Below are 20,434 nucleotides of genomic sequence, written 5' to 3' on the forward strand. Positions count from 1 at the left end.
CGGCCCGTGAGGAACAACGGAACGAAAAGTCACGCCAGGACCTGATTGCTGGGCGTACGGTGTGCGGCTGTGCCGGTGGAGTTCCTATCCGATGAACAGGCGCGGGCGTTTGGGCGGTTCACCGGGATTCCGACCCGTGAGGACCTGGACCGATTCGCCTTTCTGGATGACGCCGATCTGGAGCTGATCAGTCGGCGCCGCAGTGACTATTCGAAACTCGGGTACGGCCTACAACTGGTGACGGTGCGCTGGTTGGGAACGTTCCTGCCGGACCCGTTGGATGTGCCGGTCGCGGTGCTGGACTACGTGGCCAGCCAGATCGGGGTCGCCGATGCATCGTGTGTGAAGCGCTATACCGAGCGGCGCCCTACCCGATTCGAGCATCAAGCCGAGATCGTCACCCTCGACGGGTGGCGAGAGTTCGGTGCGGCGCAAGCGGATCTGAAGTCGTGGATCGATGATCGTGCGTGGACGACCGGCGACGGGCCAAAAGTGTTGTTCGACGGCGCGGTGGCGTGGCTGAGGGAGCGTCGCGTACTACTGCCCGGAGTGACGACGCTCGCCCGGCTGGTTGCCCAGGTGCGCGAGGAAACTGCGCAGCGGCTGTACGACACGCTCGCCGGTCAGCTGACCGGGAAGCAGGCGCGGCTTCTTGACCAGCTACTGGAAGTCCCTGCCGGAGAACGAGTTTCCTTGCTGGAGGGGTGGCGGCGCGGACCGACACGCACGTCGGGCACGGCGTTGGTGCGGGCGCTGCAGCGTGCCGAAGAGGTGGCCGCGATGGGCGTGGGTGAGCTGGACTTAGTCGCGGTGCCGTGGCGGAGGGTGGCCGACCTGGCGCGGTACGGGATGGCGGCAAAGGCGCCACTGCTGCGGCGTCATCCACGGGCCAGACGGTTGGCAACGCTGCTGGCGACCGTGCGCTGGCTGGAGTCCCGCACGGTTGACGACGCGCTGGAGCTATTCGACGTGGTATTGACCACCGAGCTGCTGGCCCGCGCCGAACGCGAGTCCAGCAAGGAGAAGCTGCGCCGCTACCCGCGTATCGCGTGCCGTTGCAGACGGTATGGGACGCGATCGACAACGTCGTCCCGCGCGATGAACTGCGCGCTGCCGTTGACCGAGTGACCGAGGTTTTGCCCCCGCCCGACGCAGACCCGAATGGTGAGTGGCGGGCGTCGTTGGTGGAGAGGTACGCGTCGGTGCGGACGTTCGTTCCGCTGCTGTGCCGGGTGATCAAGTTCGATGCCACCGCGCAAGCGGCTCCGGTGCTCGCGGCGATGAGCGACCTGCCCAATCTGATGATCACCAGACCGACCCAGCATGTTCCCGCTGGGTACCTCGATGCCCGGCGCGTGGCGGTCGATCTCGTGCCGCCCGGCTGGTGGCAGCGGTTGGTGTTCACCCCGGAGCGGCCCGAGGTCACAGTGCACCGCGCCGGCTACGTGTTCTGCGTGCTCGAACAGTTCCACCGGCACCTGAAGAAAGGTGACATCTTCGCCGTCGCATCGGCCCGGTGGAGCGACCCCCGCGCAAAGCTGCTCACGGGTCCCGCCTGGGACGCGACGAAGTCCTCGGCACTGAATGCGCTGCAACTACCAGCAGATCCGAGCGGACTGCTCGCCGGGAACGCCCGCGACCTGGACACCGCGTGGCGGCACGCCGCAGCCGGAATCACACCCGACCGTCTCGACCGGCTCGACGAGGACGGGCGGTTGCATGCGGGCGCGGTCGAGGCCGTCCCGGACCCGCCATCGCTGGTGGATTTGCGCCGTCGGACCGCGGCGATGATCCCGCACGTGGACCTGCCCGAGCTGATCCTGGAGGTCATGGCCTGGCATCCGGGTTTCGCGCAGGCATTCACGGCCGTGTCTGGCAGCAGAACCCGGCTGGCCGACCTGCACGTCAGTGTCGCGGCCGCGCTGACTGCACATGCGCTCAACGTCGGCTACCGGCCGGTGATCAGTCCCGGCGTGGCCGCCCTCACCCGGGACCGGATCTCGCACGTGGACCAGAACTATCTGCGACCGGACTGCTATGCCTCGGCGAACGCAGTGCTGATCACCGCCCAGTCCAGCATCAGCCTGGCAAAGGCGTGGGGTGGTGGCCTGGTCGCGGCGGTGGACGGCATGCGGTTTGTGGTCCCGGCCCGCTCCGCACAGACCCGACCGAACCCAAGATACTTCCACCGCCGACGCGGAGTCACCTGGCTGAACATGATTTCCGACCAGGCCGTCGGCACCGCCGGACGAGTCGTATCAGGCACTCCACGCGATTCGCTCCACCTGATCGACCTGATTTACAGCCAGGACGGCGGGGCGCGCCCGGAGGTGGTGATCACAGATACCGGTTCGTACAGTGACGTCGTCTTCGGCCTCCTCACCCTGCTCGGGTTCGATTACCGCCCGCAGCTGGCGGATCTGCCCGACGCGAAGCTGTGGCGCATCGACCAGGGCGCGGACTACGGCCCGCTGACAGCGACTGCCCGCGGGCGAATCGACACCGTCGCGATCGCCCGGCACTGGCCCGACATCCTGCGCATTGTCGCCTCCATCCACACCGGCGCGGTATCTGCGCACGACATCCTGCGCGTCGTCTCCCGCGGCGGCAGCCTTACCCAGCTCGGCGAAGCGATCGCGCACTACGGGCGGATCTTCAAGACGCTGCACGTGCTGACCTTCGTCGACGACGAGAGCTACCGCCGCGACATCAAGTTCATGCGCAACCTGCAGGAGGGACGGCACGATCTGGGCCGCAGCACCTTCCACGGACGCCGCGGCGACCTGTACCAGGCCTACCGGGACGGGATGGAAGATCAGCTTGGTGCGCTCGGGCTGGTACTCAACTGCATCACGCTATGGAACACCGTGTACCTCGACGCCGCCGTTGAGCAGCTGCGCGCCAACGGCTATCCGGTGCGCGGTGAGGATGTGGCCCGACTGTCTCCCTACATCCGCCGCCACATCAACGTGCACGGTCACTACTCGTTCCAGCTGCCCGAACTGAGCGGGCGCCGCCCCCTTCGTGATCCCGAGGACAACGACGACGAACTGTCTACTCTTTGAATGGCACGACAGGAGCCCTTGATGTGTGGCCAAGCGTCAGGCTTGATGTGCCTGGCGATGTGAATGTTCGAAGTCAGCCACACAATGTTCGGAGTCCTGTGGAGCGCGATGTGCCCTTCGGCGTCCGCTGTGTTCGAGCCATCTCTGCTGTGGCGTGGTGGCAGAGCACATCACAGCAGTTTCGGGGATTTCTTGGACTCTTCACCCAATCGTCGTGCGTCGGTCCTCGTTGCAATTGCCGAGCGGCAGAACGAGATCAGCTGCAGGTTAGCTCGTCCTAACCTGGGTAACCTCACCTCGTGAGTAGTCCGGACCGGCCTCAACAAGCGCGCCGTGCCTCTTTTTGGGGCATTGCGTTTCTTGTCGCGGCCGTGGCTGTCGCTATCGGTCTCGCCGTCTGGATCGCCAACGATCCGAACGCCTGTCGGCCAACGGCTGACGAAGCTTGCTCGACGTTCGCCTGGACAGCCCTCGCGGTCGTGCCGTTCACGATTCTGTTGATCGGAGCGATCGGCGCCGGGATCGAGACCTTCCGCGCATATCGCAATGGGGCCGAGTACCAGCAGTGGCACATCGTCACCTGGCTATTACTGGTCTGCATGGCGACCTATGCAGCGTTCGCCGCGATGTCTTTGGTTGGGGGCCTTAACCCCGGATGTTGGACACGGGGGTTTCTGATTACGCGGCCTGCATGAGGTTACCGGCGTGGTGCTCGCTTTCGTACGAGGCGGGGCTGAGATACCGGCAGTACGAGTGACGCCGACGCGTGTTGTACCGAACGAGCCACCGGAACACCTCGCGCCGGCACTGACCTGCGTCGGTCCAGCGGTTCCGGTCCTGCAAGATCTCTCGTTTGAGGGCGGCGTTGACCGATTCCGCGAGTGCGTTGTCAGCGCTCGTTCCCACCGCACCCATCGACTGAGTCACTCCAAGCTCCTTGCAGAGTTTCGCGAAGTCCTTTGAGGTGTAGACAGATCCGTGGTCGCTGTGGAATACGGCGCCGTCGAGAGACCCACGGAGCAAGCCAGCGGCTTTGAGCGCGTCCTCGACGAGTTCGGTGCGCATGTGATCGGCGATCGCCCACCCCGCGATCCGCCGCGAGCAGCAGTCGATCACCGTCGCCAGGTACAGGTTGCCGCCGAACTCCAACGGCAAGTACGTGATATCTCCGACGTACCGTTCGTTGATTGCGTCGGCGGTGAAATCGCGTTTGAGCAGGTCCGGAACCTTCTGGTTCGCCGGATCGGGGATCGTGGTCTTGACGCGGCGTCTGCGCCGGTAACCGGCGATTCCGCGCTCACGCATCACCCGCGCCACGCGCTTGTGATTGACGCGTTCATCGGCGGCGGAACCGTCGTTGAGCTCGGGCGTGATCCGCGGCGCGCCCATCGTGTTGTCGGCCTTGTGAATCATGCGGATACGCTCGGCAAGCGCGTCATCGGCGGCCTGTCGTTCGGCCCGTGCATCGGCGGCGTCGACCCACGCGTAGAACGACGAACGGCAGACCTCAACGGCCTCGCATAACCGCTTCACCTCGAAGGTGTTCCGGTGGGATTCGACGAACTGGAAGCGGGTCACCAGCGAGTCTCCCCGGCGAAATATTTGGCCGCCGACCGCAGAATGTCCCGCTCGGTGGCGAGCTTGGTCTTCTCGGCTTTGAGCTCGCGGTTCTCGGCACGTAGCCGCACCAGTTCCTGCTCGGGTGTCTCATCGATCCCGCTTGCGGCCGGAACTGCCGAACCAGGGCGACTGTGGCGGATCGGCACGCCCGCGGCCTTGCACCAGGTACGCAGCGTCATGTCGTTGATGCCGAGGTCTTTAGCGATCGCAGACAGCGTGGCACCGTCGGTGTCGCGATACAACGCGACCGCGTCACGTTTGAACTCGTCGGAGTAGTTCTTCTTGTTTCCCATCGGGTTGGATCATCTCGCTTCCCCCGGTCTCTGACCGGGATTGAGCGTGTCCAACACGAGGGGTTAAGGCCCTGGCGCCTGAATCATTTATGCAGGCGCGATATTCCGATTTCTATGCCTTGCGCGCGGCCTTTGGCCGGTTCATTGGGTGGTGAGGCCGAGGTCGGTGGCGTGGTCGTAGTCGTCATTGATGAGCACGACGTCACGGTGGGGACGGTCGATGAGCGATGCGGCGATGGAGGCGCGGTAACCAGAGGCGCAGTGCACCCATACTTCGCCCGCGGGGACGGTGTCGATCCGGTCCGTGAGTTCGTGGAGGGGGATGTTGATGGCGTCGTGGATGTGGCTCGTGTCGTACTCGTCGGTGCGCCGAACATCGAGGACGGTGATCTTTCGGTCGGCACTGGCCGGGGGGAGGTCGGGGAACTGGGCGACGCGGTAGGAGCGGGGCTCGGTGCCGTCGATGAGTGTGTGGATTTCACCGACTGCGGCGCCGGCGAGGTCGTCGATGCCGATGCGGACCAGTTCACGCCGGGCCTCGGCGATGTCTTCATGGTTTTTGCTGATCAGGGTCAGCGGTGCGCCCCACTTGTAGAGCCACCCAAGGTAGGTGACAAAAGAGTCGGAGAGTTCAAAGGAGAGCGTGCCACCGAGGTGACCGGCGGCGAAGGCGGTGCGGTCGCGCAGATCGACGACCCATTCGCCGTTGTCAATTCGGCGGCGGAGTTCGTCGGGGTCGACCGGTTCAGGGGCCGACAGGTCCACCGGAGCGGGGCCGGCGATGTTGATGACGCCCATGTGTGCGTAGTAGGCGGGGTAGGCGGTCAGTCCGGCGATGAGTTCGTCGACGTAGCTTTGTTCGTCTTGGGTCAGTGCGGGGTTGGTGTCGCGTTGTTCGCCGACAGTGGAGGATTCGCCGCTGGTCGGGGTAGCCGAACAGAAGCTGCCGAATCCATGGGTGGGGTACACGGCGGTCTCGGGCGGAAGCTCGGCGGCCAGCCGCCGCACGGAGTGATACTGGGCGTGGGTGAGCTGTTCGGTGTGCTCGGCGCCGACCAGGTCGGTGCGCCCGGTGGAGCCGTATAGCATCGACCCGCCGGTGAACACCCCGACAGGCACACCGGTGTTCTCACGCAGGACGTAGGCGACGTGGTGGTGGGTATGGCCGGGGGTGTGCAGGACAAGCAGCGTGAACGCACCGGCGTCGATGATGTCACCGTCCTTCACCGCACGGCGTTGGTATCGGAGATCATCCCCGGCGGGAACGACATATTCTGCGTTGGTGACTCGAGCCAATTCGAGCCCGCCGGTGACGTAGTCGTTGTGAATGTGGGTTTCCAGTACATGGGTGATGCGGGTACCGCGATCGCGGGCCAGGTGCAGGACTCGGTCGATGTCGCGTTGCGGGTCAACCACGACGGCGGTGCCCTCGGCGCTGATCAGGTAGCTACGGTCGCCCAGGCTCGAGGTTTCGATGATCGAGACGTCCATGGTGCGCTCCTGTGGGTCGTAGTTGGTTGTGGTCGGTGCCCGATCGAATCTGACGCACTCGCCGCGAGGTCGAGATGGGAGAGCGCGCCGAGCACCCGAGGCGGCGAAGTACCCGCGGTGACCGCGTCGGTCGAGATACGCCCACTCGGATCGGTCCGTTCCCCCGCGTCCACGTTCAGTCCGATTGCGCGGCCACAGCCTCAAGGGCCGCCTGCAGTCGAGTCGCCGCCTCAGTGGCAATGTCCCTGAGACCCGGTTCGCCGGTCACCTCGACGAGCACGGCGGGATTCATCGCTTCCACCACCACGGTGTTCTCGGTCGTTCGGTCACGGCGGATCACGACGTTGCAGGGCAGCAGCAACCCGATCGGCAAGTCTCATGATCTGGTCTCATTTTCATCGGCGCGGCAGACGGAGTAGATCGCCAGGCGGATGGCCTGGTCAGGCATGCTGTTGCGGAAAGGCGCGGGCTTTGCCATGACGTCCAGCCAGCCGCGCCCTGCTCGGTCACCGAGATCACCGCACGAGCTGGCCATGCGCGTCGCTTGAATTCCGATGAAAAGGTCTCATTCCTGCTGACCACCGGACCTTCCTTCCCCGCCTTCCATCATACCTCTAGGGGTATCGACACGGAGTGAAGCGGATCATCGGCAGGACGCGACGCCGCCATACCTGGATTGATGAATATCCCTCTGGCTGTTACCCCAAACCACACAGCAACCCGTCGGGTTGAAGCGTCGAGCGCTTCGCGATGACGGTGCATCCACGACCTGGGCGCGCGTGGACAGTCAGTCCGCGTCAGCGCGCAACGTGGCAGGTTTCACGGAGCCGGGCTCCAGTAAACGGGCGACCGAACACCGACATTGCGGGGACGGCTTTCATATCGCCGCGCAGTGAATCGCCCCGGGTCTGATGGAGGCTCTCATTCCACGGAAGGATGAGAGTTATGGGAGCACAGCGCAAATACAGCGAGGAGCTTCGGGAACGAGCAACCCGGATGGCGGTGGAGGCTCGCAGGGACCCGGCATCGGCGACGGGCGCGATCGCGCGTATCGGCAAGCAGCTGGGGGTTCATCCTGAGGCGCTGCGTGGCTGGGTCCGCCAAGCCGAGATCGACGGCGGGACCCGGCCCGGAACGACGACCGACGAGGCCAAACGTATCGCTGACCTCGAACGAGAGGTGCGCGAGCTACGACGCGCGAATGAGATCCTGCGAACCGCGTCAGCGTTTTTCGCGGCAGCGGAGCTCGACCGCAAACTGAAGTGATCACCGCTTACATCGACGAACACAGAGACCAGGTCGTCGATGGCCACAAGCTCGGAGTCGAGCCGATCTGCACGGTGCTGCGCACCGCGGGCGTGCAGATCGCTCCGAGCACGTACTACGCAGCCAAGACCAGACCGCCATCAGCGCGGGCAGTGCGTGACGGTGAGCTTTCACCGATCATCGGCCAAGTCCACACCGACAACTTCGGAGTCTACGGCTACCGGAAAGTGCACAAGGAGATCAACCGTCAAGGACATGGTGTGCCCCGATGCACCGTCGAACGTCTGATGAAAGTACTGGGACTGCAAGGAATCTCACGGGAGAAGACCCGCAAGACCACGCTCAGCGAGGGTGCGGAGACGCCACGTCCGGCTGATCTGGTGAAACGCCAGTTCACCTCCACTGGTCCGAACCAATTGTGGGTGTCGGACCTGACGTACATCCGCACGTACTCCGGGTGGGTGTACGCCGCGTTCATCCTGGACGTGTTCTCCCGGATGGTCGTCGGCTGGCAGGTCTCGACCAGCCTGCGCACCGATCTGGCGTTGGATGCGCTTGAGATGGCGCTGTGGGGACGTAAACGTGCTGGTCACGACGTGAGCGGGTTGATTCACCACTCCGATAGGGGCGTCCAGTATCGAGCGATTCGATACACCGAACGACTCGCTGCTGCCGACGCTGTGGCATCGGTTGGGAGCAAAGGAGATTCGTACGACAATGCCATGGCCGAGGCATTCAACTCGCTGTTCAAGGCTGAGTTGATCCGTAACCCCGTCACCCGCCCGAAGGGTGGCTGGACAGGGATCTCTGACGTTGAGATCGCGGTCGCAGAGTACGTCGACTGGTTCAACCACCGGCGCCTTCACGGCGAGATCGGGCTCGTCCCGCCGGCTGAGTTTAAGGCGAACCACTGGGCCAGCCAGATAGAAACCACCTACTCTGAAGCACCGGTCCTCACCGAGGTCGGTTCCAAGTAATCGAGCCTCCACGAAACCCGGGGCGATTCAACCGGTTTCGGCACGGCTGCCCACCACGGTGAGCCCGACGGGCTCCAGTGGTAGAGAGGCGTTCCTGACGATGCCCGGACCGCGGATAACGATCAGCTCAGGAACATGATGTTCAATGCCAGAATCTGCGGTTTCCGCAGGATGTGAGTGGTTGCCCGTCGGCATCGTCGCCTCCTCAAATATACCCGGTGGGGTATAACTTGAAACGCGCGCTCCTCTGGATCCATTCCAGATTCGCACCGGCGGCGATGCCGTCGTCGTTACTGTTCCGAACTTGTGGCGCGAACCTCGGATGGTGGGTTTACACCCTTGCACCCACTTGTCGCCGAGATCTACTCAGCGCGCGCGGAGCTGCTTTTTTGGGAGCGCATCGCCGTCGCCGGGCAGGCTTGGCGGATTCCGAATCGCTGCAGGAGAAGTGTTGCAGGACACCATCCGAGAGCGCCGTAGAACACGAGGTTCGCACCGATGAACGCGGTGACCGCAAGGCTCCATGGGGTCACCAACACCGCCATGAGCGTGCTCAGCATCACGCAGGCACCACCCACTATCGGCACCAACCGGTCGCCGGGCAGGTTCATCCGAGTATTCCAGCGCTGGTTCGTCACAACTAAATCCCTCTCGCAACATAGTCCGCGGCCCCACCCATGGCAAACGCGCTCCCGCCTCACAACGGGAGCGTCAGCCTTTGCTTCAGTGCGCAGTCCGGCAGGTTTGGCGGAGCCGGGCTCCAGTGAAGGGGCGACCGAACACTGGAGCGAACAGGCATACATCGAGTACGCCCGCAAGCAAGGGAACGAGCCCAACAACGGCAAGTATCCACCAGCCGCCGCCCATCATGACGCCGGCGGCAATGAGGACCAGGCCGGCGATCACACGGGCGATGCGACCTTGCGCCCCTGCCATGAATCTGAAGAATGCGTTCATTCGTGGAACTTCCTTTGCGACGGGAATATCTCTGCCTCTACAACCGCTCTAACCAATACCCTACCGGGTATATTCCACAGAAGGGGAGGCACCGCCGACATGGACACTCAAGCCGCACAGAACCACAGCCTGCCGATTGACATCGGTATCACCGATACCGATCGCGAGAAGATCGCCGCGGGCCTTGCCCGGCTACTGGCCGACACGTACACGCTCTATCTGAAGACGCACAACTATCACTGGAATGTCACTGGTCCGATGTTCCAGACGCTGCACCTGATGTTCGAGGCCCAGTACATCGAACTGGCGACCGCCGTTGACCTGATCGCGGAGCGGATTCGAGCGCTGGGAGCGCATGCGCCGGCCAGCTATCGCGCCTTCGCCGAACTGTCCTCGATCCCAGAGGAGGGCGACAGCCCGGACGCGACCACCATGATCGAGCGTCTCGTACACGGTCAGGAGTCGGTCGTCCGGACCGCCCGCTCCCTGTTCCCCCTGATAGAGCAGGCCGCCGACGCCCCCTCCGCTGATCTGCTCACCCAGCGGATGCAGGTGCACGAAAAGACCGCTTGGATGCTGCGCAGCCTTCTGCAATAACTTTCGCGAGTCTGGATTTTCACGTCGCACCTTTATACCCTTGGGGGTATAAGGCATCAAGTCTTCTGATACCGCTAACGGATGTCTCTATCGGTTCTGCCGGTGGTGCACAAGACCGAAAGGTCTGGTTATGACGTACACAGCTGACCGCCCTGATGCGCCACAGCTCACGCTCGACGCGGCGCGGCCCTATCCCCAGCGGGTGGGGCCGAAGGGGTCGTATCTGTACAAGATGATCACGACCACCGATCCCAAGGTGCTCGGGATCATGTACATCGTCACCACGATCGCGTTCTTCCTCATCGGCGGCCTCATGGCCCTGCTGATGCGGGCCGAGCTGGCACTCCCCGGTCTGCAGTTCCTGTCGAACGAGCAGTTCAACCAGCTGTTCACCATGCACGGCACGATCATGCTGCTGCTCTACGCCACCCCGATCGTGTTCGGTTTCGCCAACGTGGTGCTGCCACTGCAGATCGGGGCCCCCGATGTGGCGTTCCCGCGCCTGAACGCCTTCAGCTACTGGCTGTACCTGTTCGGTGCCACCCTGGCCACGGCCGGCTTCATCACCCCGGGCGGTGCGGCCGACTTCGGCTGGACCGCCTACACCCCGCTCAGTGACGCGGTCCACTCACCGGGCGTGGGCGCGGACCTGTGGATTCTCGGCCTTGCGGTAAGCGGCCTGGGCACGATCCTGGCTGCGGTCAACATGATCACCACCGTCGTCGTGCTCCGCTGTCCGGGTATGACGATGTTCCGGATGCCGATCTTCACCTGGAACATCTTCGTCACGAGCATCCTGATTCTGCTCGCGTTCCCGCTGCTCACCGCGGCCCTGATGGGCCTCGCGTTTGACCGCAACCTCGGTGGCCACATCTACGACCCGGCGACCGGCGGCACAATCCTGTGGCAGCATCTGTTCTGGTATTTCGGGCACCCCGAGGTCTACATCGTGGCGTTGCCGTTCTTCGGCGTCGTCTCGGAGATCTTCCCCGTCTTCTCCCGCAAACCGATCTTCGGCTACCGCACCCTGGTCTACGCGACACTGGCGATCGCGGCCCTGTCGATCGCCGTGTGGGCGCACCACATGTACGTCACCGGCGCGGTCCTGCTGCCGTTCTTCTCGTTCATGACGTTCCTCATCGCGGTTCCGACGGGTGTGAAGTTCTTCAACTGGATCGGCACGATGTGGAAGGGCCACCTCACCTTCGAATCGCCCATGCTGTTCTCCGTCGGGTTCATCGTGACGTTCCTGTTCGGCGGCCTGTCCGGCGTCATCCTGGCCAGCCCGCCACTGGACTTCCACGTCTCCGATAGCTACTTCGTCGTCGCGCATTTCCACTACGTGCTCTTCGGCACGATCGTGTTCGCCACCTACGCCGGTGTCTACTTCTGGTTCCCGAAGATGACCGGACGCATGATGGACGAGCGCCTCGGGAAAGTGCACTTCTGGTTGACGATGATCGGCTTCAACACCACGTTCCTCGTCCAGCACTGGCTCGGTAACGAAGGGATGCCACGTCGCTACGCCGACTACCAGGCATCGGACGGATTCACCGCCCTGAACACCACCTCCACGATCGGCGCCTTCATCCTGGGCGCCTCGACACTGCCGTTCGTCTGGAACGTCTTCAAGAGCTTCCGCTTCGGCGAAGTCGTCACGGTCGATGACCCGTGGGGCTACGGCAACTCGCTCGAATGGGCGACCAGCTGCCCGCCGCCGCGGCACAACTTCACCGAGCTGCCACGCATCCGGTCCGAGCGTCCGGCATTCGAACTGCACTACCCGCACATGGTCGAGCGGATGCGCGCCGAGGCGCACATCGGCTGGGGCTCAGCCAAACACACCGCTGAGCTCATGGAAGAGGTCAAGACCTACAGCAAGTAGGACCCAACGGGCGAAGACTCCCTTGCGGGAGGCAGAAGGCTTCACAGGTCGAAGACTTGACCGCGATCAAGGAAGCAGGAAGCGGGGGCGTCGCGTTTGGTTGCGGGCTGCCCGATCAGCCGACGCAGGATGCACGTGTCGGTCGCGGCCAGATGCATCAGCACATACCCAACCAGCGCCGTCAACCAGCCGGTGCTGCCCTGAACAACGCCGCCGATGATCAGCACCAGCCCGATCGTGTACCGAATCGCCCGGCTGCCCGGACCGGACATCGAGCCAACCAATGCCGTCATCGCACCCATTTGCCTTGCCTCTCACATCGAACACCACACCTCCACTATACCCCTATGGGTATCTGGAGATGGGGGTGAACTTTTGCATCAGACAAAGGCATCCGACCATGCGTTGGGTGAGCAACAGTCGACGGGTTCCTGACTTTCATAGGCAGTGCCGCGGTGTAGGCCGACAGGCGAAAACCTGGCCAGCCAGCAGCGGCACAACGGTGCGTTCCTGGCCCAGCAGTCCACCCACGAGGGCATTGACCACGACGAGGAGCACGAACTGCGGCAGGTTCGCCTGCAGCCCGAGACGGATGTCTGTCGCGATGGTTGGTGTCGCGGTGGTTGGTGTCGCGGTGGTTGATGTCCTGGCCACGACGGTCAACACCCGTCGTTCAATCGCACCGGCCCGACGGCTCGGGCCCAGGTCAGGTGCCGTCCCGACACCGACGGTTCAGCCTTTTGAGAACATGCGTGATAAAAATGCGCGAACCGCTCCGGGCTCCCCTTGGTGGCCTTGGCATCGCTTCGACTTGGGGATGCTGCGCATGACTTGGTCGACATGCTGGCCACAGCCCGCCCAGGTTGGCTTGCCGCATTTTCTGCATGTGACTGCTCGGCACATTGTGTTCACGCCCGTGTTAGTTGGTGTTCGATCGGATCATTCATCTCAAGGACTGCAGGCCAACCGCGACAGCCGTTTGTCATCGGCCAGCGGTGAGGTGCCTCCGCCTACCCCTCGTCAGGCCTGCGGGGCTGATGCGGCGAGTGTCTCGATAGCGGCGCGCAGTTTGCCGGTCGCGGCTGTAGCCGCCTCACTCAAGGCTGCTTCTCCGGTGATCTCGACCATCAGCTGCGGATTCAACGCCTCGACGATCACCGCGCCCTCCGTGCTTGGGTCGGTACGCACGACGACGTTGCAGGGCAGCAGCAGTCCGATCGGGCGGAACGCGCTGAGTGCCTGATGCGCGAGCGGGGGGTTGCAGGCCCCGAGGATAAGGTAGTTCTCGATCTCCTCGCCGAGTTTGGCTTTGAGCGTGGCGGCCATATCGATCTCAGTCAGCACACCGAACCCCTGGCCGGCCAAGGCGTCACGGGTCCGCTGCACCGCGTCGGCGAATGAGGTGCGCAGCGTGGTCGACAGCGCAAGGTTCATGATCAGTTCCGTTCTGCTCGGGTTATGCCCATGGCATGACTCCGCCATCGGTGGCGGTTCAGGCGAGGGCCAGAAACAGCTTCTCAAGTTCCGCCTCGGTCATCGGAGTCGAACCTTCCGAAATCTGCCCGGTCAGGCATTCCCGCAATCCGGTGGCGACGATTTTGAACCCGGCCCTGTCGAGGGCCTTCGATACCGCGGCGAGCTGGGTAACCACGTCCTTGCAATCGCGACCCTGCTCGATCATCGAGATCACTCCCGCGAGCTGGCCGTGAGCGCGGCGGAGTCGATTGAGTACCAGGGCAATACTGTCTTCGTCGCCAACCATGAGACTCCCTTTCGCTAGGCCACCATCATACCCCCTGGGGGCATGATGGTGGCGGTAGCTGTGAGCAGGTGGTCAGCGGTGAGAGAAGCTGATGGCCGGCAGAATGCGACGCAGCCATGCCGGTGACCACCAGGCGGCGTGGCCAGTGATACGCAGCAAGACCGGCAACAGCACGAGTCGGATCAGAACCGCGTCGAGCAGGACCGCGACGCCGAGAATGATGCCCATCTCTTTCGGCGGGAGCGGATCAGCGAGGGCAAAGGTGAAGAACACCGCCACCATGACCGCAGCTGCAGCAGCAATGACGCGCCCGGAGTGCGCCAGCCCGTCGACATGGGCGACCTTGGGATCTCCCGACAGCTCGTAGTGCTCCTTCGCCGTGGCCAACAGGAACACCGTGTAATCCATCGCGATCGCGAAGATCATCGCGAAGAAGAACACCGGCCCCCACCCGTCCAGGAACCCCTGCGGCGTGAAACCCAGCAGACCGGTGCCGTGCCCGTCCTGGAAGATCAGTTTCGCGACTCCGAACGCAGCCGCGGTGGACAGCAGACTGACCAGGGTTCCGAGGATTGCGATCAACGGCGCCTGCAGCGCGACGAGCAGCAGCAGGAATCCCAGCGCCAGGATGATGCCGACGGTCATCGGGAAGTAGTCGTTGAGTGCTTGTTGCAGGTCGAGGTTCTCCGCCGCAGCTCCACCGACGAGTGCATCGGCGGGCAGGTCAACACGCAGGCGGTCGAGGATCTCGCCCATCTGCGGGTCCGACGGGTCGACGGTCGGCACGGCCTGAAGCATGACGTAGTCGGCGCCGTCCGGGGCTGGTTGTGGCGGTGTCACCATGGCAATACCGGCGGTCGCCTTGGCCGTGGCCGCGGTCTGGGTGGCGTCAGCCGCAGGGGCGATGATCTGCAGCATGCCGGGCGTGCCGTCTCCGAACTGCGCTTGGACCAGTTCATAGCCCTGGCGCACCGGCGCATCAGCGGGCACGACCGCGATAGAGGGCATCGCCACCTTCAAACCGAGCGCCGGCACAGACAGTCCAATGAGAACGATCAGCGCGCCGATCGCGAACGGCCACGGATGCTTATGCAGCAGATGGCCCCAGGCGGCGAAACGGGGCGAGTGGTGGCGTTGAAGCTTTGCATATGGCAAAGACCCGGCATTGACTTTGCCGCCAAGGGCACCGAGCGCCGCCGGTAGCAAGGTCAGGGTTGCCGCAAGCACGAAGAAGACGGCGAGCATGATCCCCACAGCCATGGTGCGCACGGCCGGGGCCGGCACGAGCAGGACCGCGGACAAGCTGACCAGGACCGTCAGTCCGGACAGCGCGACGGCCTTACCGGCGGTGTCCATCGTTTCGGCGACCGCGGTGCGTGGGTCGGTGCTGTATCGCAGCGCGTCGCGGAAGCGGGCGACGATGAACAGCGCGTAGTCGATCCCCAGAGCAAGGGCGAACATCATCGCGAAGTTCATGGCCCAGACCGAGATCGGCGTGACCTCGTTGAGCAACACCAGGGCTCCAGCGGAAGCGACCAGTCCGGCCAGGGTCAGCAGCAGTGGCAGGCCCGCCGCGACGAGCGAGCCGAATGCAAGCACCATGATCGCCAGCGTCACCGGCCACGAGAACATCTCAGCCTGGATCATCGCGTCGTGGTTTGCCTTGTTGAAGTCGCTCCACAAAGCCGACGCGCCGGTCGGATAGACCTCGATCCCGTTCCCGGACAGGGCAGTGAGTTCATTCTTGTGGTCGTCGACGGCCTTGACCATGTCGTCGGTGCTCGCGTTCGCGCCCGCGATGAGGATGCCGGTATGTCCGTCGGGACTGATCGACATGCCCGGCTGAGGTGCAATCACCTCACCGAAACGGGGGTCACCGGCAAAGACGGCCGCCGCCTTGCTCAGTAGCTGCTGGAATTTCGGATCGTCGATGGTGCGGGTGTCGGAGTGGACGACGACCTGCACTGCAGCGGACGAGTTGCCCCCGAAATGCTGCTGGGCCAGTTCGCGGACCTGCACTGACTCTGATCCGTTGGCCTGCCATCCCGCTCCGGCCAGGGAACTGAACACCGACGGGGCGACCGCCCCCAGGGCGACCAGCGCGATCAGCCACACGCCGAACACGATCCGGGTCCGGCGGGCCATCGCCGCCCCCATCCGCCCCAGCAGGCCCGCATGAGCCGGGGCATCGGTGGGCGGGTCGGCTTCGCGAATGCGGATAGAACCGGTACTGCGGGACACAGAAACACTCCTAGGGCAGTAGCAGGGGAACACACAAGAAGCCAGACGCCAGGCGGGTGCCGGGCATCTGGCACTGGTGCGGGAGCCAAAGCCCCCAATCACCTTCATACCTATGGGGGTATGTCGCGGAACTCCGTCACAGTACCCCATGGGGTATGTGATTTCGCGAATCCGAGCTCGTGCCCGGGAATATTTCAATACCCTGTGGGGTATATCTTCGTACGAGCTACCCGCCACGACCGTCAAGGACGCACCATGATTCTCGAGCAGTACTACATCGAGTGCCTGTCGCACGCCTCCTACCTGATCGGTGACGACACCTCGGGTCGCGCGATCGTCGTGGACCCGCGTCGGGATGTCACCGAGTATCTCGAGGACGCCGAGCGGTTCGGCCTGCGGATCGAAGGTGTCATCAACACCCACTTCCACGCCGACTTCGTCTCCGGTCACCTTGAACTGCTCGAAGCAACCGGTGCCTGGATCGGCTTCGGGGAAGCTGCTGAGACCGCTTACCCGATCCGGCGACTAGCCCATGGCGAGACGATCAGCCTCGGGACCGTCAACCTGGAAGTGCTGTCCACTCCCGGTCACACGTGGGAGTCGATCAGCCTGCTGGTTCGCGAACAGCCGGGCGCGACCCCGGCTGCGGTGCTCACCGGCGACTCGCTGTTCATTGGTGATGTCGGTCGACCCGACCTGGCGAACCTGGGTGAGGGCAGTACCACCGATCTCGCGCGGGCGATGTACCACACGATTCACGATGTTCTGCTCACGCTGCCCGACTCCGTGGTTGTAATGCCCGCGCACGGCGCCGGCTCCTCGTGCGGCAAGAACCTGTCCACTGAGTTGACCTCGACGATCGGCGAGCAGCGCCACACGAACCCGTCGGTACAGCCGATGACTGAAGACGACTTCGTCTCGCTGGTCACCGACGGCCAACCCGCCGCGCCGGCGTACTTCTCGGTCGACGTGGCGCTCAACAAGGCTGATCGGGAAACCCTTGACCAGCATCGACACGTTCCGGAGCTGACCGCGTCGCAACTGCGTGCAGAACTGGAATCGGGCACGACCGTGCTCGATGCTCGAACGCCCGACGATTTCGCCGCGGGTCATATACAGGGTTCGATCAACGTCGGCTTCGGCGGACGCTTCGCCGAAACCGGCGGCATGGTCGCCGACATCGGTGCACGGATCGCTGTGATCACCTACCCCGGCGAGGAGCAGGACTCGGCGCTACGGCTGGCACGCATCGGTTCCGACGGCGCCATCGGCTACCTGAACATCGACACCGACGGCGGCTTCCCTCCGGAACTGCGCGATCTCGTGCAGTCAGCGCCACGCACCAGCGTCACCACGCTCGATGAACTCATCGCCGCAGATGCGGTCACGGTGGTGGACATCCGCAATCCCGGCGAGCGCGAGAACGGTGCCCTCATTCCGGCCGCCGTGGCGATCCCGCTCGCGCAGTTGCGCCACCGGGTTGGCGAGCTAGCCACCGACAAGCCGATCGTGGTGCACTGCGCCGGTGGTTGGCGTTCGTCGGTCGCCGCTTCCCTGCTGCGGGCACATGGTGTGCCCAACGTCAGCGACCTCACCGGTGGTTACAACGCCTGGGCCGAGGCACACGCCAACGCATGACACTTCACGATGAAGACTGCTGTTGATCCGCGCCGACAGCCGCATCATCGATCATCGAACCCGTCCACCTCGAAGGAGAGAGACAATATGTGTTACCCGATCAGCTGCCCGGCATGCGGACTGACCACCTGGGACGGATGCGGCCAGCACGCCGAGGCCGTCCTGAACGCGGTGCCAGCGAACCAGCGCTGCACATGCACCCAAGACAACCCTGGAATGACCTCATTCCAGTTCTAGCCCGCAAGGGTAAGGAGAACCCTGATGTCCGGAAGTCCCGAAAGTACCGCCCTGGTGCTCAACCGTCTGCGCCGGGCCCAAGGCCAGCTCGCCGGTGTCATCACCATGATCGAACAAGGCCGCAGCTGCAAGGACGTCGTCACCCAACTCGCGGCCGTGTCGAAAGCGCTCGATCGCGCGGGCTTCAAAATCGTCGCCTCCGGCCTGCGTGACTGCATTGCCGGGGAAGCCGGCGCCGAACAGCTCACAGAGGACGAACTCGAGAAACTCTTCCTCTCCCTAGCCTGATCAAGTCCCCTGGCCTAATCAAGCGGGCGCCACCTCCCGACGAACGACAGGAGCGGTTCAGTGCTGGTGATGGCCCTGCTCTTCGGCGCAGTTATCGGCCTGCTTCTCGGACTGCTCGGTGGCGGTGGATCGATTCTTGCGGTGCCGCTGCTGGTCTACGGGCTTGGACTCACACTGCCCCAAGCGGTCCCGGTGTCGTTGGTCGTCGTCGGCTCCGCGGCTGCGGTGGGCGTGCTGCCGAAGCTTCGCGCACACGAAGTCCAGTGGCGGCTCGCGGCAGTGTTCGCACTGTCCGGAGCGCCCGGGACTGTTCTGGGGGCGCTCGTCGGCGAGCATGTATCGCAGCGTCTGCTGATGGGGGGATTTGCGGTCGTGATGATCGCCGCCGGCGTGCGGATGCTCTCGCCGTCCGGCGAACTAGGAACCGCATGCTCGATCGCCGGCAAGGGCATCAACTGGCGCCGGTGCGTACCCCGCGCGGTACCTACCGGATTCGGGGTGGGTGTGCTCACCGGCTTGTTCGGCGTCGGGGGTGGCTTCCTCATCGTCCCAGCACTGGTCCTCATGCTGGGCGTCGCCATGCCGACAGCGATCGGCACGTCGTTGGTCATCATCGTGGCTAACTCGCTCACCGGTCTCGCCGCGCACCTGAGTACCGAAATCGACTGGCCACTGACCGCAGCATTCGCCTGCACGGCGGTGCTGGCCTCCCTCGTCACAAGCCACGTCGGATCATCCCGGCTGGATACGCACAAACTCCAACGCTGGTTCGCGTACCTGGTGTTCGGCGTCGCCGCGTTCATCGCTGTCGACACACTGCTGTCCTAACAGCACGACCTCAGGCGGAGGCACGCTACCTCAGCGCCGGAAAACCCCATGCACCTGTTTCGGAATGCCGGTAACCAGGATTCGACGGGCAGTCTCAATTCCAGGGAAATGAGACGGTCAACCACAGCCTCGAGGGATGGGTCAACAGTCCACCTCGAACCGTCCCATAAGTTGATGTCATAAATAAATGCCGAAACATTCGTACAGATACAACTTTCGGTACACTCATCGAGTGGATCTGGGGTATGCGCGCGTATCGACAACCAAGCAGGACCTCGACCGGCAGATCGACGCACTGACAACGGCGGGCATCAAACCGGAACACATTTACCTGGACAAGAAGTCGGGAGCCACAACGGACCGGCCCGGTCTGACGAAGCTGTTGAAGTACGCCCGCGACGGTGACGTCATCGTGGTGCACACCCTTGACCGTCTCGGCCGCACTGTGCGTGACACGTTGAACCTGATCCACGAACTTCGCGAGCGCGGCATCGGGATCCGCAACCTTGCCGACCCGATCCGCATCGACACCAACAATCCCGATGATCCGATGGCGCAACTGGCGGTCGTGCTGCTGGCGCTGTTCGCTCAGATGGAACGCACCTACACCATCGAACGAGCCGCGCACGCGCGAGCAGTCGCGACCGCCAAGGGCCGTCGCACCGGCCGGCCATCCGTGGTGAACGAAGCACACTTGGCCTACGCGACACAGCTGCGCGACGGTGGTGCGACGATCGCTGAGATCGTCGCCAAGACCGGACTGACCCGCTCTACTCTGTATCGGCACCTGCCACCGCGACCGCCAGAATCGGTCACCGCTGCAGACCCGACTTCCGAAGCGTCAACGGCGGCAGCGGAATTGTCGATGGAAGCGAAGCCGATCGACCAGTTGGCGTGCTCGTCCTGCGGGCACCGTCCAACTGCGCGGCGTGAGCTGATTCCACATCTGGCTGACCTCGAGACCGTCTGGCTGCAGAGCGACGAGTATGGACTTCTTCACGAAGAGCAGCACTGCGCGCGCTGCCAGCCTCACGAGCAGGTCTTGACCGTGATGTGCGGACGCTGCGGCAACGGCCCGTTGGTTGCCGGCGTCTACGCCGACCCAGGCGGCGGCATACCGGATACGGTCGCGTGCTGGCTCACTGACAATGGCTGGGCCGTGTCCCCAGAGCTCATCTGCCCAATCCATCCATGACGTGCTCACACGGCCTAGGCGCACAGGTCACTCGCATCGTGAACCTACGAACTCGGTCTACCGTGACTTTTCGTTCCGTTGTTCCTCAGAGGCG

At 63.8% G+C, this 20,434-nt stretch carries 20 protein-coding genes, 1 pseudogene and 1 other annotated feature; of the genes and pseudogenes, 10 read left to right on the forward strand and 11 right to left on the reverse strand.

The genetic code is table 11. The annotated features are described in order from the left end of the window. Positions 1 to 69 precede the first annotated feature (69 nt). From FOS14_RS25365 to FOS14_RS23805, 3 genes are all read left to right on the forward strand, one after another. The gene (locus FOS14_RS25365) at positions 70 to 1,128 is read left to right on the forward strand and encodes a DUF4158 domain-containing protein (protein ID WP_255450575.1); all 1,059 of its coding nucleotides are present in this window, start codon (positions 70 to 72) and stop codon (positions 1,126 to 1,128) included. After that, positions 1,050 to 3,065, forward strand: a complete 2,016-nt coding sequence (locus FOS14_RS23800) for a Tn3 family transposase (RefSeq protein WP_255450576.1) — start codon at positions 1,050 to 1,052, stop codon at positions 3,063 to 3,065. The genes FOS14_RS25365 and FOS14_RS23800 overlap by 79 nt, the downstream gene beginning before the upstream one ends. Positions 3,066 to 3,364: 299 nt before the next feature. Further along, positions 3,365 to 3,760, forward strand: coding sequence for a hypothetical protein (locus FOS14_RS23805; RefSeq protein ID WP_143773342.1), 396 nt, complete (start codon positions 3,365 to 3,367; stop codon positions 3,758 to 3,760). Here the strand turns inward: FOS14_RS23805 and FOS14_RS23810 are convergent. From FOS14_RS23810 to FOS14_RS23820, 3 genes and pseudogenes are all read right to left on the reverse strand, one after another. Beyond that, positions 3,744 to 4,978 (reverse strand): IS3 family transposase gene (locus FOS14_RS23810; RefSeq protein ID WP_370512291.1). Its coding sequence is split into 2 segments (ribosomal slippage): positions 3,744 to 4,660 and positions 4,660 to 4,978, totalling 1,236 coding nucleotides; the frame shifts between segments, so codons are not numbered across the junction. The two genes, FOS14_RS23805 and FOS14_RS23810, sit on opposite strands and share 17 nt — an antisense overlap. Positions 4,979 to 5,119: 141 nt before the next feature. Continuing rightward, complete coding sequence (locus tag FOS14_RS23815) at positions 5,120 to 6,469, reverse strand: rhodanese-like domain-containing protein (RefSeq protein ID WP_143773344.1); 1,350 nt, start codon at positions 6,467 to 6,469, stop codon at positions 5,120 to 5,122. Between the two features lie 175 nt (positions 6,470 to 6,644). Continuing rightward, positions 6,645 to 6,836: pseudogene (locus FOS14_RS23820) on the reverse strand (hypothetical protein); the annotation flags it as partial. A 578-nt stretch (positions 6,837 to 7,414) separates the two neighbouring features. On the opposite strand from FOS14_RS23820, the gene FOS14_RS23825 reads away from it, so the two are divergent. Next, positions 7,415 to 8,712 (forward strand): IS3 family transposase gene (locus FOS14_RS23825; RefSeq protein WP_255450577.1). Its coding sequence is split into 2 segments (ribosomal slippage): positions 7,415 to 7,709 and positions 7,709 to 8,712, totalling 1,299 coding nucleotides; the frame shifts between segments, so codons are not numbered across the junction. Then, positions 7,693 to 7,842: a sequence feature (AL1L pseudoknot), on the forward strand. It overlaps the preceding gene by 150 nt. A 27-nt stretch (positions 8,713 to 8,739) precedes the next feature. Here FOS14_RS23825 and FOS14_RS24900 read toward each other — a convergent pair. From FOS14_RS24900 to FOS14_RS25585, 3 genes are all read right to left on the reverse strand, one after another. After that, positions 8,740 to 8,907, reverse strand: coding sequence for a hypothetical protein (locus FOS14_RS24900; protein ID WP_185981924.1), 168 nt, complete (start codon positions 8,905 to 8,907; stop codon positions 8,740 to 8,742). A gap of 167 nt (positions 8,908 to 9,074) precedes the next feature. Then, positions 9,075 to 9,350, reverse strand: coding sequence for a DUF2892 domain-containing protein (locus tag FOS14_RS23830; RefSeq protein ID WP_255450578.1), 276 nt, complete (start codon positions 9,348 to 9,350; stop codon positions 9,075 to 9,077). 85 nt (positions 9,351 to 9,435) lie between these two features. Next, positions 9,436 to 9,669 (reverse strand): DUF2892 domain-containing protein, encoded by a 234-nt coding sequence (locus FOS14_RS25585; protein WP_370512292.1) that lies wholly within the window; start codon positions 9,667 to 9,669, stop codon positions 9,436 to 9,438. 129 nt (positions 9,670 to 9,798) lie between these two features. Here FOS14_RS25585 and FOS14_RS23840 point away from each other — a divergent pair, with 129 nt between their 5' ends. Beyond that, positions 9,799 to 10,266: a Dps family protein gene (locus tag FOS14_RS23840; protein WP_370512293.1), complete on the forward strand. Its 468-nt coding sequence runs from the start codon at positions 9,799 to 9,801 to the stop codon at positions 10,264 to 10,266. A 130-nt stretch (positions 10,267 to 10,396) separates the two neighbouring features. Beyond that, the gene (gene ctaD / locus FOS14_RS23845) at positions 10,397 to 12,151 is read left to right on the forward strand and encodes a cytochrome c oxidase subunit I (RefSeq protein WP_143773347.1); all 1,755 of its coding nucleotides are present in this window, start codon (positions 10,397 to 10,399) and stop codon (positions 12,149 to 12,151) included. A 41-nt stretch (positions 12,152 to 12,192) separates the two neighbouring features. On the opposite strand, the gene FOS14_RS23850 is transcribed toward ctaD, so the two are convergent. From FOS14_RS23850 to FOS14_RS23875, 5 genes are all read right to left on the reverse strand, one after another. Then, positions 12,193 to 12,444: a DUF2892 domain-containing protein gene (locus tag FOS14_RS23850; protein ID WP_185981925.1), complete on the reverse strand. Its 252-nt coding sequence runs from the start codon at positions 12,442 to 12,444 to the stop codon at positions 12,193 to 12,195. Positions 12,445 to 12,589: 145 nt separating this feature from the next. Beyond that, complete coding sequence (locus tag FOS14_RS23855) at positions 12,590 to 12,805, reverse strand: hypothetical protein (RefSeq protein ID WP_221936765.1); 216 nt, start codon at positions 12,803 to 12,805, stop codon at positions 12,590 to 12,592. Positions 12,806 to 13,171: 366 nt separating this feature from the next. Next, a complete protein-coding gene (locus FOS14_RS23865; RefSeq protein ID WP_143773350.1) occupies positions 13,172 to 13,585 on the reverse strand; it encodes a DUF302 domain-containing protein in 414 nt (137 codons plus the stop codon). Positions 13,586 to 13,643: 58 nt separating this feature from the next. Beyond that, a complete protein-coding gene (locus tag FOS14_RS23870; protein ID WP_143773351.1) occupies positions 13,644 to 13,913 on the reverse strand; it encodes a metal-sensitive transcriptional regulator in 270 nt (89 codons plus the stop codon). Positions 13,914 to 13,985: 72 nt separating this feature from the next. Next, a complete protein-coding gene (locus tag FOS14_RS23875; protein ID WP_143773357.1) occupies positions 13,986 to 16,070 on the reverse strand; it encodes an MMPL family transporter in 2,085 nt (694 codons plus the stop codon). Positions 16,071 to 16,409: 339 nt separating this feature from the next. Here FOS14_RS23875 and FOS14_RS23880 point away from each other — a divergent pair, with 339 nt between their 5' ends. The 4 genes from FOS14_RS23880 (at position 16,410) to FOS14_RS23895 (ending at position 20,340) form a co-directional block, all read left to right on the forward strand. Next, positions 16,410 to 17,792, forward strand: a complete 1,383-nt coding sequence (locus FOS14_RS23880; RefSeq protein ID WP_143773352.1) for a rhodanese-like domain-containing protein — start codon at positions 16,410 to 16,412, stop codon at positions 17,790 to 17,792. A 261-nt stretch (positions 17,793 to 18,053) separates the two neighbouring features. After that, positions 18,054 to 18,317, forward strand: a complete 264-nt coding sequence (locus FOS14_RS23885; protein ID WP_143773353.1) for a metal-sensitive transcriptional regulator — start codon at positions 18,054 to 18,056, stop codon at positions 18,315 to 18,317. A gap of 69 nt (positions 18,318 to 18,386) precedes the next feature. Then, positions 18,387 to 19,145, forward strand: coding sequence for a sulfite exporter TauE/SafE family protein (locus FOS14_RS23890; protein WP_143773358.1), 759 nt, complete (start codon positions 18,387 to 18,389; stop codon positions 19,143 to 19,145). 232 nt (positions 19,146 to 19,377) lie between these two features. Continuing rightward, complete coding sequence (locus tag FOS14_RS23895; RefSeq protein WP_143773354.1) at positions 19,378 to 20,340, forward strand: recombinase family protein; 963 nt, start codon at positions 19,378 to 19,380, stop codon at positions 20,338 to 20,340. The last annotated feature ends 94 nt before the right edge of the window (positions 20,341 to 20,434 follow it).

This window comes from Skermania sp. ID1734 (assembly GCF_007489285.1).
GTDB lineage: Bacteria > Actinomycetota > Actinomycetes > Mycobacteriales > Mycobacteriaceae > ID1734.